Origin of the sequence: Leptospira wolbachii serovar Codice str. CDC (assembly GCF_000332515.2) — a bacterium.
Classification (GTDB): Bacteria; Spirochaetota; Leptospiria; order Leptospirales; family Leptospiraceae; genus Leptospira_A; species Leptospira_A wolbachii.
This window is the reverse complement of the sequence record NZ_AOGZ02000008.1, coordinates 189,634-201,995: the sequence shown is the minus strand read 5'-3', so window position 1 is coordinate 201,995 and position 12,362 is coordinate 189,634. Positions and strand designations below refer to the sequence as shown.

Below are 12,362 nucleotides of genomic sequence, written 5' to 3'. Positions count from 1 at the left end.
TAAACGAAATGACCACAAAAAAACCAGTAAAAAAAGTTGCCTTGCGCATATTTTGAAAGATCGTTGACAGGAAACAATGAATCGTCAACTAAAGAAGATCTCCATTATTACTCCTTTTTATAACGAAGAATCGGGAGCAGATGAGTTCTTTGAACGAATTGTCCCCCACCTCCAAGCCCTAAAAACAACTTATGAAATTGTATGCGTAAACGATGGCAGTCGGGACCGCACTATAGAAAGATTAATTTTTCATCACAAAAAAAATCCAAATATTAAGGTTGTAGACTTTTCGAGAAACTTCGGCAAAGAAGCGGCGGTGTCAGCTGGTTTAGATTATGCAACGGGAGACGTTGTTATACCGATTGACTCCGATTTGCAGGATCCACCTGAACTAATTCCCGAGTTAATTGAAAAATGGAAAGAGGGTTACGATGTTGTTACGGCCAAACGATCTGGCAGACAAGGAGAATCCTTTCTAAAAAAATTTACGGCAAAACATTTTTACCGTGTCATTCGTTATATGAGTGAAGTAGAAATCCCTGTGGATGTCGGAGATTTTCGACTTATGGATAGAAAAGTAGTAGAAGCACTTTCTACTATGAAAGAGAAAAATCGTTTTTTAAAAGGTATGTTTGCTTGGGTAGGATTTAAGCAGATAGACGTGGAATATGAAAGGCAGGCGAGGTTTAAAGGTTCATCAAAGTGGAATTATTGGAAACTCTGGAACTTTGCTTTAGATGGAATTTTGATGTTTAGTACGATGCCATTAAAGATTTGGAGCTATTTTGGTTTTTTTGTCTCCTTCAGTGCGTTTATTTATTTAATCTATCGAATCATTCGAGTGATTCTCAAAGGAGTCGATGTACCAGGTTACGACTCTACACTTGTCATCATTCTCTTCTTAGGTGGGATCCAACTGATCGGTATTGGGGTTCTTGGTGAATATATCGCCAGAATTTTTATCGAAGTAAAAGGAAGACCCGTATATGTTGCCAAAGACACAATCGGATTTAAGACTAAAGGGCCCCGTTCCTCAAATAAACGTGACAGTTCGGGAAATAAGTCTTAAAGTAACGATAATCCTTTCGAATATATTCGTAATAAAAAATTAGAAGTTCCTGGTTCCAGGATGAATCAAAACTTGTGATCGGATTTTGGAAAACATCCAGGTCACAAAAAAGAATTAGGCCAGGCTTTTTTTCTGAAACTTTTCCCTTAATTTCTTCATTATCAATGAACATTGCCTTTGCGTTCGTTTTGTCCGTAAAGTTACCAGGTTGTATGACTCGGTTGATAGGGATTTGTTTGAATAAAGAGTAAATTCCATGAGTCCCTTTGGCTACGAATACTGGCCGTGGATCTAAATTTGCATTTTGTATATCCACAAATATCTCTTTTGCAATATCAGGGTAAACTTTCGAAAGTTTGATGACTCTCTTTCGAACAATCACCGCTAAAGGGATCAAACCAAAAATCACTACGATAATCGCAACTTGTTGCTTATATCGAAAGAAGTATTTCATATTAATAAATCGAAAGAGAAATGAAGAACCAAGGACTACAGGCACTATCATGGGAAGGTAATAGTGTTCGAAGAAATACCCCGTCCAAGTTGCAGCAAAAAACGATGTAATAGTCCAAATAAAACTAACGAGTAAAACTTTAGGAATTTTCTTTTTTCCAAGATAAAGAAAAAAAGTCACCATCTGAATCAGGATAAGTGCCGCAAGAACCGGATATGTTTCTAAGGAAACGACTTTCTCTAGAAATGTAACCTTTTTTGCATAATTAGAAAACAAAATTTTATGCGTTTCTAAAAAGGAGTCCCCAAGCCCAACCCAAAAAATCCAAACAGTACTAACGAGAAATGGTAGAATCGTGATCGCGTAAAAGAATACATAACCAAAAAAAGATTTTGGATTTTTTAGAATCTGTCTTCTATGTAAATATAAATGGAGAAAATAAAAACCCAAAATATCGAAGGCTGTATTGTATTTAATAATAAACGCAAAACCTAAAACTAAAGGGCTTACAAACCGATATTGCTTTTTTCCATAAAAGAGAAACCAAACACCAATGATTTCAAGGCATAAGTAAAATAATTCCGTGTTTCCCGAAAGGCCGTTTAGGAAATAACTAAAAAGTATTAAAAAAGCGAGGCCGGCACTGAATGCAAAAGAACGATTACTTTTCCTGAGAACTAACCATATAACATAAGCAGAAGAAACGACAACAATCAACGTAGAAACTCGGATTGCAAAAATAGAAAATCCAAGAAGACCATGAATGATCGCATAAATGATATAGATTCCAATTGGTTTTATATCCCAAAGATCTCGATAGGGTAATTTTCCCTGTAACCAACCCTCCCCTATCAAGGAATAGGTGATTTCATCCCAATCAATTGCTGTGTAGCCAAACGATGGGTATCGTAAAAATAAGGCAAAAAAAAGTAAAAAAAGTAAAACTAAACAATTACGGAAATGTAATGAGGAAAACAAAGAAGAATTTAATATTTTTTTCATGATGTATACGAAACTAAAAAATAATGCAGGCTAACGCATAAAAACTAAAATCTTGGATAATTTAGTCAAGCTATTCTGGTTGGACAGAAAGTTTCGAAAAAAAGAAAGCCGATTGCATAACAAAGGAGTTTTAACTTTCCAATTTTTGATCCAAATGGAAGATTGGCTTATCTTTATCGTTAAAATCCAAACTCGTATGAAAAACAAAGCGAAGACAGTTTTAACAATTATCCTTAGTGTTTATCTACTTTTAGTAGCTCTTCAAACATGGGGAGAACTAACCAAACAAGTTCGATCAACAAAACGCAGCATGGATTCCATGAGACAACTCGTTAGCGGATATCCCCATCTCTTTTATCCAAATCATTTCAATGATATCCATTTGCTTTCGGAAAAATTTAGAAAGCTAAATGGAAAAGAAGAATTGTATTATATAGATAACCAAATCTTCCAATTTGATGTTTTACAGATGGCTTCTGCACCAACTTTACTAAAATCCTTCGAGACGGCGCTTCCAAAATCGGGATATATCGTTTTAGCTAACCAAAATTCAAAAATAGAAAATAAAGACGTTACCCACTTCCAAAACTGTAAACAGAAGATATCGGGTGAGTTTTACTCAATATGCTTTTGGGAGAAACAATGAAAATTCTACTAGTAACCCTTTTAGCAGCAAATTTAGTTTCTTTTGTTTTTCTAGGTTTTTTTCCTGAGTTTTTTCTCGCCCTTCTTTTCTCTCTTTTGTTACTAACGCTTGTGAGTTCCTTTCGCCTTCTCCAACAGTCAATTAATTATAGAAAGAAAAAACAAAACATTATATTTATTATTTCCCTTTCATTCCTATTCCTATTAGTTAGTTATATTTCTGAAATTCGTTGGAGCCTTAACCCCTTTGGGATGTTAGACGCTTATGCAATGTGGGTCGGAAAGGGGCGAATGTTAGCGCTCTCCATTCTAGATGGAAATCCATTACCTATCTGGAACAAATATTGGAGGATGCCAAATTATCCGCTAGGTATTCCTTTTCTCCATGCTGACCTATCACTTGTTTTTTCCAGCTTAAGTGAATTTCTTATCACTCTAAAGATTCCAAACTATCTATACTTGGTACTTCTGTATTTTTTTCTAATAGAAAGGACATTGGACCTACAGAAATCAGTAGTGAAGTGGGGATTTCTAATAATGATAGGAGCATTTTTATTCCATCCTAATTACTTGCTCGTTATTTCCGACCTTTGCGCCGATTTCCCTGTCTCAGTAACAATTGCGATAGCTACATACTTCCTTATCAAAAGAGACAAAGAAAAAGATTTTTATTGGATTTTCTTTGCAATTGCTTTGTTAATCAATTTAAAAAGTGAAGCTTTATTGATTTCAATCGTATTATGTGGATTTTACATTTTGTATGCAGTAATAGAAAAAACATTTAAGATACAATTCTTTATGATTGCCCTACTTCTATTAGTATTGTTCGGGAGCCCAACTTGGTATCTCTTCGGAAAGGGAAGTTTTTTATCGTCAGATTTTAAAGGAATAAACCAATCTTCCTCTCACACTAGTTTTATCATCGAACGACTTTTGGATGGAGACCTTTGGTATTTGGTTACCAAGTTCTTTCTTAAATTTTACCTTACCCTCACCAAAGGATTATCCTTTGTCCTTTTAGCCATCGTTCTGATTTGGGGGAGTTTAAATCTTAGGATCGGTGTGTTATTCTACTTCGTCAGTGTCTCTATTTATACTGGGATTTTTCTTCTTACGTCGCTTGATCCTCAAGTTCATCTAGAACAAGCTTATGATAGGATTCACTTTCAATTATTTTTGATTCCGCTGGTCATTTTTGGTGAGTTTGGTAAGGAAAATGAAGAGGTCATAACAAAAGGTTTCACCGGATTTCGCAATGAATTAATTAAACAGTTCAAACGGATGATTCATAAAGATCTAAAAAAATAAATCTCTATTTTTTTTCCCATAGCATATAGCGGTAGCCCGCCGTATTAGAATCAGAAATCTTTCTATAGAATTTAGATTCGATTTCATATTTTGAGTTTACCCATTCATTATAAAACTCATCAGAAATATTATCATCTTTCGGTGGCTTAAAGTCATAGACGAAAACTCGGAATTGAGATATACCTAGGTCATGAAACCTAGTCTCTAAATCCTCAAATTCACTTTGTTTATTAGCTATCAAATGAGGTTTCTTCAAAAACGAATCGGAGATTAATAACAAATCAAACGTACTTAAATGAACTACCGGTGCATCTGGATATTTATTCCATTCGGACTGCAAAATTTCGTGGTATTTTTTTACAAAATCGATTGTTTTAAAATTTCGTTTCACGTGATAAAAACCTAAAACAATTTGTAAGATTATTAGTAACAATATCCATCGTTTGTCTTCTAAATGTTCATCTTTCGAAAGCAAAGATATTACAAATATAGAAAACAATAAATATGAAAATTCTGTATAACGTAGGCCAAGATATAAACCACCCTGAGAATACGGACTAAGTAAAACAACAAAAACCAGTGAAACGAAAGCTACCCCAATGACAAGTTTCTGAATTTGCGTTAGATTCAATTTAATCAACGAGAATATGATAAGTAAAACTACGGGAAAACAATAATATAAAAAACCTGTTCGATATGTGTTTCCTAAAATAAATTCTTTAAAAAAGTGTAATCGATCACTGAATTGCAATCGCCCAAAATCATTTAGACTCACCTTACTTCGCACACCAAATATTTCGCCAAACTCATGAAAGTTATAAGCACCTAACAAAAATACAGCTAACGAAAAACCAATAATTAAAGGTGAATAAAGCTTAATGATAGAAGTGATTTTGCGACGGTTGGAGATTAGAACAAAAAAACCTAAAACACCGATATAAATTACCGACTCCGAACGAAGAAAAATCGAAATACCTCCGGATATTCCTGCAAAAAAAGAGGTAATAAGAATGTGTTTCTTTGCACTTTCCAAAACCAAAGCACCATAGAAAAAAAATAACAAGAATATATGAGATGGAATACTTTCTGAAAACTCAATAGCACTCGAAATACTATAGCCAACTAAAAATAAAATAGCACCTAAACAGAGAATTTCGATTTTTCTAATATAAAATACAGACCGAAGGACATAAACGAAACCCAAAGTAAGAAAAAAGTAAAATAATAATATCATCCCATTTAAAAAACGGTAAGGTATGGGAAGGAGAGAAAATGTTTGAGCAAAGAACGTTGGATATTGAAACACACATTTCTTCTGATTGTCACGAGTTTGAATAAAGTATACCCAAGGATATCGGAAGGGATAAAACCTGAACTCCGGGTCTATTTCAATATTTTTAGAATAACATTCGTGTTTTTGAATCCCTTTTTCTTTATATTGAATCGTTTGATAGAGTTTGATTTGCGAATCTGATTGAATTAACGGACTAATACCAGAATCCCAGGATATTCTCTTGTAAACAAGGAAACACACTACCAATCCTAAAATCAGATAAAGGATCCGTTTCGAAGTAACCCAATGTAGAAAAAGAGAGAGCCAATTCATAATTTTCTTCATTTTGGTTTTTCCAACACATAACCCTTGAAATGAGCAAGTTTGTGTTCTGATCGAATTACATATTGTTTAGGATTAAGTTTAAAGTTGATATCGAATTTTTGTATCCAAACGTTTTCTGGAAATTCATTATTTACTAACTGATTGCCCTCCCATTCCAAAAATAGGATTCTTTTTTCTTGTTTTTTTAGGACAGTTTCTACTTTTAACCAATCTTCATTCGAATAAACGGCCACCTGCGGATATTTTATATAACTAACCCCAATAAGATAGGATAAAGAGAGCCCTCTGTGTACGATCAAATCAGGATTCAAATCATCAAAAGAATTCATCACTTGATGGTATAACTTTGCAGATGAGGACCATTGTTTAATTGCACGTAAATCTGATTTATAACAAAAATATACAAATGGCAAAATGAGTAGATAATACTTGTATGGTGAATCCTTTTGTGCAAAAGAAAGAAATACTCCAAGCATCAGAAGGTAGATTCCACTTTCAAAATAACGCATTCCAAAGATGTCTACACCTGCTCGATAAGGTGAAATAATTGGAAGAAAAAGGATAAATAAAATTCCAGCAAGTAGGAAGGAAAAGATGTGTTTCTTCTTTTCGACCCATAAACAAAATATTCCAAGAAATAGGATTGGGTAACCTTTAAAAATTCCAATCTTAAACTCACTACCCCAAAGATCAGCCGTCCATTCAGAAAATAAATTACGAGCGACCCCTCCCTTCTCCATGTCAGTCATTGTATTCAACCCGCGCATTCCCAAATAATGACCATATACAGAGTGATTCCAGAGAGAGAAGACAACCAAGAGTATGATACTTAATAGCATATACGGAAAAAGGATTTTTATGCGTTGAAGTTTTTCCCTTTCATAAAAGAAAGAAATACTAAAATAAAGCAACAGCCCAATTGTAGATTCAGGCCTAAGTTGAAAATTAAAAACAATTGATACAGCTAATAGAAGCCCAAATCTAAACTGTTTTTTCTCACTAAACAAATTATAAGAAAGAATCGCAGCTAAGAAAAAGAAATTAGTCAGCGTCAGTTCAGAATAATCTAATGATGACAAAAAGATCGGAGTCAAACAGTGAATGATAACTACTGATGAAAGTATCCGAAGACCTCTCGTATCAATTCTGGAAATGATACGGTCTAAGAGAATAAAATTGAAGAAGAAAAACAGAATCGGAAAGAATGTTAGCCATTTCAGCGAAATCACAGCTAAAAACAATTTCTGAAGCCAAGTAAATAAAACAGGATATTGGAAAACACATCGACCATCTTTTAATTCGAAGGCCCAAGGATAACCAAATGGGATCATTGTTAAATCAAAACCCAGATCTTTTGCAGGAAAGTAACACTCTTCCGCATTACCTCCATTCAGACTATTGACTACTTGGTAATATTTTATCTCAGGATCACTAGAAATAAATACTGTATCCTCATTCCACTTCCAACGGTAAAAGGTCGGAATTAATATGATAAGAAAATAGATACCAAGTCTTTTGGTAAAATTCATTCCTAATCCCGTTTTATAATATGAGCAGTTACTGCTTGAAGCGCAAAAATAAGCAATGTTAAACTCAAATTTGTAGCAACAATAAACTCACGCTCTAAATTTATAAAAATAAACCCACTCTTTTGCCATTGGATAAATATCAAAACAATTGATAACACGATGATACCAAGGCCGCTCAGTAATACAAAAAACAAACGGTCCTCTTCCATTGATAGGATAGACTGGTACATTTTACTAACTCTAGGTTGTTTTGTCGCAATAAGCAAACCAGTTCCCCAAAGACTCAAACCAAAGATTGATAAAAAAGAAAAGAAAACCATAGAATGGATTCCATATAGATTCATTCCAGCAATCGAAACAACCTTTCCTGCGAAGAATCCAATCAACAGCTGAATCCAAAAGAAGAAAAACAAGGTAAGACCAGATCTCTCAAACAAATGGGGTCCATAAAAAAGAATTCGAAGAAGATGACGCATTCCATCTCGCCAAGTCTTTAAGTGCGGGATTCTACCCTCTTTATCGGGATAAAGTGAAACCGGAACATGTTCCATTTTTGAATCATGAATCAGTGCTTTTATCAGCAATTCTGAAGCAAATTCCATACCTTTACTTTTAATATCCCAGGACAAATATTTATCCTTACGGAAACATCTAAATCCAGAATTGCTATCACGAATCTTAAATTTTTTAGAATATAATAAATTTATAATCCAATTAATAACAGGAGTCCCCAAATAGCGATGCAAAAAAGGCATTGCTCCTTTATGAATTTCGCCATCGAGCCGAGACCCAATTACAATATCATAATCGCCTTCCACAAGTTTAAAAATCAAAGCAGGAGCTTCTAAAAAATCATAGGTATCATCAGCATCAGCAAAGACGATAATATCTCCCTTTGCATTTCTAATTCCGGAATCAAGTGCAGCCCCGTAACCGCGTTCCTTAGCTGGAGCTACCCTTACGCCAAATTTTTTGGCAATGGATATAGATTGATCGGTGCTTCCGTTATCAGAAACCAATATTTCAATATCCATATTTTTTGAATTTTCTTTCTTCACCTTAACCAATTTATCTAAAACATAAGGAAGGGTTTTTTCCTCATTTAAACATGGGATCACAAAACTAACGCTTGGCTTCTTCATAGAGACTCTCGTTTATATATTTCGAATGGATCATATAGAGATAATAGGAATTCCGATACATTCCGGAATTCTGGTAATACCTGATACTGATCTTGATATTTTATTAATTTCGAATAACAAATAGCTGGTAATAATTGGTATTGAAAACACTTTTCGATTAAATCTGCTTGCGTACTACTAGATGGATTTGTTGCAAGATTTAAAAATAAGAATTTATTGCCTAGGAATCGATACTCCCATGAGGAACGAGCTGGCATTGCAATATCTGCTTGCTGCGAACTGAAATTTTTCGGCAAAAAGAATTCGAAATTATGAGGCATTACATATTTACTATATTTTAAAGTAAAATGTTCAACTAATGAAAACCGAAAACTGCTCGCAATTAAAGCAACTACTATCAAAGCAATTGCATATCTTGATAGAGTAGATTCATTCGCTAACTTTTCCTTGTCTCCAGGAAATTCAATTAATGCAAATACACCTATTAATAGGAAAATATTAGAAATTTCCAAAGTATTAAAATCATATAGTTCGTGTAATGCCCAAACTAATAACAAACAACAAATGGCCGAGTTGTGGGACCATAACCATCCGAGCGAATTTCTCTTCTTATATACGATAAAAACAAACCAACTCAAAACCAAAAGGGAACCTAGAATTCCGAAAGAACCAAATCCTTGCACATAGAGATTATGCGCTAACGGGAAACTCTTAAAATTCAGAATATAATCTCGGATAAAAAATGCACTATCCGTATCAGAAACATCAGTTACGCTAAAAGGAATTTTATTTTCAGGGAACATACCGAAACCAAATATTGGGTTCGATTTGATTGTCGCTAATATATAAAAACTCCAAATGGATAATCTTACTGTTGTTGTTCCCAAACTGAACAAAGATTTTTCTGATTTAAATAGGATGTAAATGCCTAGAGCAAAAAGTAAGATTACAAAAATAGATCCGTATAACTTGCGCTTCGGGGAACCTAAAAACAAAAAGTAGATAGTTACGAAAATAACAAAGGAGAGAATTGAATTTCTAGAAATAGTGACTCCTAAAAAAGCAATGGAGATCGTTACAGCCAAAACGATAAGATATTTCTGTAGCGTTGATTGTTTAGGCTCTAACCAAATGATTACGGAGACACCAGAAATAAGGAGAGCATTGGAGGCAAGTAGACTAACGGGAATAAGGAATATATCCTCGTGATAAGATGTAATTTGAAAACTTGGATCTTGGAAAATTTTCCAAATTAAAAAACAGGAATTTAAAATAAAAAAAAGAACAGCTGACTTTAGAAAGAAAATAGTCCTTGGCCTTTCCCAAATAGTAAATAGGCGAAAGAAAATAAAACCTTCGAGAAGAAGTATTCCCCGTTGTAAGGCGAAGTCATCCCACCAATCCTTACCGATCAATAGTAGGACTAAAATTAGAGGAAAATAGAACGACGATAACTTCGCAGTTCTATCAAATTTTAAATTGCGACCTCCCATAACAATTGCAAATGCAATCGGTACAGACGGATAAGCCATAAAATTGCCAAAGGATATAGCCGGAATGATGGCCAAAAATGGGCCAATCAATGAGAAATTGTTCTCAGATAGTTTACGAAATGTAAATATTAGAAAGAGAATCCATAAAAACGAGATCACTTTGATTCCCATTTTTTGTGGAAGGACTTGAACCGGGTCGTATTCGGCTATTTTTAAAAATACGAAACATGTCAGAAGAATAGTTAAAAATAGATCCCAATACTTTCTTTTCTCTCGAAGACAAGATCTCCAATGAATCGCAGTATAAACTGAAAAAAGAAATAAACCTACCCCAATGAGATCAATGCGAAAATTTTTTTGGTTCGTATGAGATTGGAAAAGAAATCCCAATCCCAATATAAGAATCATATCCCCAAAAAATGGCAAAAACCTAAGCATATAGGTTTAGAGCCAGTTTGCGGTTTTGGGAATGTATTTTTCAGGGAGAGATTTAGAAAAGAACTCCCGTTTATTTGCGAACAAGTTAAAAAAGATTATATGTCTGAGTGCGGCAATCCCATCTTTCCATGTGATCTTCTTCCCCTCTAAATAATTCCTTGGATAATAAGATATGGGAAACTCTTGGACTTTGATTTTTAATCTGGCAACCTTAGCAGTAATTTCCGGTTCAAAGCCAAATCTTTTTGATTCCAAAGAAATATTTTGTATAATCTCTGCACGAAATGCCTTATAACAAGTTTCCATATCCGTCAGATACAATCCACTTAGGATATTAGAAAGAATAGTAAGAATACGATTGATAAGATAGTGGAACGTGCGATGCACTTGACGCCCATCTTTCTTAAAGCGAGATCCAAACACTACATCTGCTTTGCCTTTCGCAATCGGATCGATCAACATCGGAATCTCATCCATGTCATATTCAAAGTCCGCATCCTGAACAATGATTATATTTCCGGTAGCTTCAGATATGCCTCTGTGAAGGGCAGCTCCCTTACCTTGATTCTTTCCTTGAGTTAGGATTTTATGTTCAGAACGAAAACGGTAATTTTGCAAAATTTCAAGGGAATTATCCCTCGAGGCATCGTCAATAAATACGAGCTCTTTTTTGGTAGAAAGAACCAAGGCATCCACTTTTTCAAGAAACTCTAAGAGGTGGCCTGCCTCGTTATAAATGGGGATGATGAGGGAAGTTTTTGCGGTCGATCCCGCTTTTACAGAACTCTTTTTAACTACCATATCTAGGATTCAAAATGTCAAAAGAGTTGCGGAAGTCAACGGTTAAAAGGGGAATTAGGTGGGAAGTTTTTTAGTGCGGTATTTAGAAAGTCCTCTAAGACCATGAATCAAAGTTAGAAAAAAAGCAAAAAATGGATTAATTTTTTCGCGATTTTTTAGCATTTTAAAATGAGCTATCATCACTTTCTTTTTGTTAGATGTAGCTGCGCCTCTTCGCACACGATAACTTGCAAGTATTTCAGAATTTCCCATAGCAAATTCAGCCTCTTTCATGATATCCAACCAAAGTGCATAGTCATCTCGCAGGCTTTTTAAACTAGGATCAAAATATTTCTTACCAACTGCAGATACAGAATATACGGCAGTAAGAAGTCCAACCCGATTGTAAAACAGGAGGTCACGATAAGAATATTTTTTCTTCTGAACTAAAAATGGATCGCAGAATTCAACACCAGCTTCATCAATAATTCGATAAGATGAGAATGCAAATGGTGCTTTATAAAGCTCTATATGCGAGATCATAGATTCTAAAAAACCAATATCCCATAGATCATCGGCATCTAAAAAAGCTATATATTCACCACTTGCCTTTTTAATCCCAATATTACGGGTATCTGCAGAACCTGAATTTTTATCTTTCGGTATAAAGATAATCCGCTTGTCTTTTTTAGCCAACTGCATTGCCAGTTCAGCCGTTTTATCTTTTGAACAATCGTCAATGAGCAATAATTCCCAGTCTTTAAAAGTTTGGTTGGTTAAGGATAAAACAGAATCCTCTAAAAAATCAACCGCATTATAAGCGGGCATAATTACTGATACTTTAGGCATGGGAATATGGACAAGATCTAAAATTGTTTATATTT

General features: G+C 34.5%; 10 protein-coding genes. 3 read left to right on the top strand and 7 right to left on the bottom strand.

Annotation, left to right across the window (positions count from 1 at the left end):
- Positions 1–76 precede the first annotated feature (76 nt).
- Positions 77–1,069: a glycosyltransferase family 2 protein gene (locus LEP1GSC195_RS02720; protein WP_051122342.1), complete on the top strand. Its 993-nt coding sequence runs from the start codon at positions 77–79 to the stop codon at positions 1,067–1,069.
- Here the strand turns inward: LEP1GSC195_RS02720 and LEP1GSC195_RS02715 are convergent.
- Positions 1,017–2,525 (bottom strand): ArnT family glycosyltransferase, encoded by a 1,509-nt coding sequence (locus tag LEP1GSC195_RS02715; RefSeq protein ID WP_015679832.1) that lies wholly within the window; start codon positions 2,523–2,525, stop codon positions 1,017–1,019. The two genes, LEP1GSC195_RS02720 and LEP1GSC195_RS02715, sit on opposite strands and share 53 nt — an antisense overlap.
- A gap of 112 nt (positions 2,526–2,637) precedes the next feature.
- On the opposite strand from LEP1GSC195_RS02715, the gene LEP1GSC195_RS02710 reads away from it, so the two are divergent.
- Entirely contained in the window at positions 2,638–3,171 is a 534-nt protein-coding gene (locus LEP1GSC195_RS02710) for a hypothetical protein (protein WP_232227640.1), read from the top strand.
- Positions 3,168–4,478 carry a hypothetical protein gene (locus tag LEP1GSC195_RS02705; RefSeq protein ID WP_015680104.1) on the top strand — a complete coding sequence of 437 codons (1,311 nt, stop codon included), beginning with the start codon at positions 3,168–3,170 and terminating at the stop codon, positions 4,476–4,478. The genes LEP1GSC195_RS02710 and LEP1GSC195_RS02705 overlap by 4 nt, the downstream gene beginning before the upstream one ends.
- 4 nt (positions 4,479–4,482) lie before the next feature.
- On the opposite strand, the gene LEP1GSC195_RS02700 is transcribed toward LEP1GSC195_RS02705, so the two are convergent.
- Genes LEP1GSC195_RS02700 through LEP1GSC195_RS02675 form a run of 6 tightly spaced genes read right to left on the bottom strand, consistent with a single transcriptional unit; the run spans position 4,483 to position 12,327 of the window.
- Positions 4,483–6,084, bottom strand: a complete 1,602-nt coding sequence (locus LEP1GSC195_RS02700) for an LA_3751/LA_3752 family putative glycosyltransferase (RefSeq protein ID WP_408605919.1) — start codon at positions 6,082–6,084, stop codon at positions 4,483–4,485.
- An 8-nt stretch (positions 6,085–6,092) separates the two neighbouring features.
- Entirely contained in the window at positions 6,093–7,625 is a 1,533-nt protein-coding gene (locus LEP1GSC195_RS02695; protein WP_015680040.1) for an LA_3751/LA_3752 family putative glycosyltransferase, read from the bottom strand.
- Positions 7,626–7,627: 2 nt separating this feature from the next.
- Entirely contained in the window at positions 7,628–8,767 is a 1,140-nt protein-coding gene (locus tag LEP1GSC195_RS02690; protein WP_015679862.1) for a glycosyltransferase family 2 protein, read from the bottom strand.
- A complete protein-coding gene (locus LEP1GSC195_RS02685) occupies positions 8,764–10,668 on the bottom strand; it encodes an O-antigen ligase family protein (protein ID WP_232227637.1) in 1,905 nt (634 codons plus the stop codon). Before LEP1GSC195_RS02685 ends, LEP1GSC195_RS02690 begins: the two co-directional genes overlap by 4 nt.
- 36 nt (positions 10,669–10,704) lie before the next feature.
- Positions 10,705–11,499, bottom strand: coding sequence for a glycosyltransferase family 2 protein (locus LEP1GSC195_RS02680; RefSeq protein WP_015680065.1), 795 nt, complete (start codon positions 11,497–11,499; stop codon positions 10,705–10,707).
- Positions 11,500–11,553: 54 nt separating this feature from the next.
- A complete protein-coding gene (locus LEP1GSC195_RS02675) occupies positions 11,554–12,327 on the bottom strand; it encodes a glycosyltransferase family 2 protein (RefSeq protein ID WP_040506233.1) in 774 nt (257 codons plus the stop codon).
- Positions 12,328–12,362 lie beyond the last annotated feature (35 nt).

Excerpts from the sequence above, each read along its gene's own strand:
- LEP1GSC195_RS02720 (WP_051122342.1), top strand. The coding sequence starts at position 77 with ATGAATCGTCAACTAAAGAAGATCTCCATTATTACTCCTTTTTATAAC.
- LEP1GSC195_RS02715 (WP_015679832.1), bottom strand. The coding sequence starts at position 2,525 with ATGAAAAAAATATTAAATTCTTCTTTGTTTTCCTCATTACATTTCCGT.
- LEP1GSC195_RS02705 (WP_015680104.1), top strand. The coding sequence starts at position 3,168 with ATGAAAATTCTACTAGTAACCCTTTTAGCAGCAAATTTAGTTTCTTTT.
- LEP1GSC195_RS02700 (WP_408605919.1), bottom strand. The coding sequence starts at position 6,084 with ATGAATTGGCTCTCTCTTTTTCTACATTGGGTTACTTCGAAACGGATC.
- LEP1GSC195_RS02695 (WP_015680040.1), bottom strand. The coding sequence starts at position 7,625 with ATGAATTTTACCAAAAGACTTGGTATCTATTTTCTTATCATATTAATT.
- LEP1GSC195_RS02690 (WP_015679862.1), bottom strand. The coding sequence starts at position 8,767 with ATGAAGAAGCCAAGCGTTAGTTTTGTGATCCCATGTTTAAATGAGGAA.
- LEP1GSC195_RS02685 (WP_232227637.1), bottom strand. The coding sequence starts at position 10,668 with ATGATTCTTATATTGGGATTGGGATTTCTTTTCCAATCTCATACGAAC.
- LEP1GSC195_RS02680 (WP_015680065.1), bottom strand. The coding sequence starts at position 11,499 with ATGGTAGTTAAAAAGAGTTCTGTAAAAGCGGGATCGACCGCAAAAACT.
- LEP1GSC195_RS02675 (WP_040506233.1), bottom strand. The coding sequence starts at position 12,327 with ATGCCTAAAGTATCAGTAATTATGCCCGCTTATAATGCGGTTGATTTT.